The organism is Wolbachia endosymbiont of Nomada ferruginata, assembly GCF_001675785.1.
GTDB lineage: Bacteria > Pseudomonadota > Alphaproteobacteria > Rickettsiales > Anaplasmataceae > Wolbachia > Wolbachia pipientis.
Map to the genome: position 1 here is coordinate 1 of NZ_LYUY01000190.1, position 613 is coordinate 613.

Annotated in this window: 1 protein-coding gene; it reads left to right on the forward strand. The window is 34.1% G+C overall.

Features of this window, described 5'->3' with window-relative positions; translation table 11 throughout:
* Positions 1-385 precede the first annotated feature (385 nt).
* On the forward strand, positions 386-613 hold a 228-nt coding region (locus tag BA053_RS06390; protein ID WP_167347186.1), incomplete at its 3' end, for a TrbC/VirB2 family protein.

Sequence of the window (613 nt, forward strand, 5' to 3'; positions counted from 1 at the left end):
TGAAATTTCTTTTACTCAAATTTAGGTATTCACTGACCGTTCTTGTTATAAATACCAGAATAATAAGCTACTGATATTCTCTACCTTTTTTATCTTTATCCATCATAGCTAGCGATGCAACAAAGCCCACTGGGATCCAGTTGAGCTATTTCAACAAAAATACTGCATTTGAGATGAACGTTCCAGACTTATTTATAAATATAACAATTAAAGTCTGGATTCCAGCGTCAAGCACTGGAATAATATCGTTTACTATGTCTATATTACAATGTTTGTGCAGTTAACTACTTTCGTGGCACCGTTTGTTATTCAATCTTTATGCTAGTTTTACTAAAAATTATAGTATTTTGGGTATAATTGCAATATCTAAATTTAAGGTATAGGGATGAACCCTACAATCAAGAGAATTTTCAATATTTTTCTTATAGTATTATTTATTTCTTTCTCTCATGTTGGAAGTGCTGCTAACGCTAATGACGATACAACTGCTCAAGTAATATGCAACATCATTGGCTACGTTTGGGGAATAGGTGGACCGCTTATGACCGTAGTGATAATAGGTGCAGCTTTGCTTGCGATATTTGGTAGAATGCCATGGCCAGCTCTTTTTGCA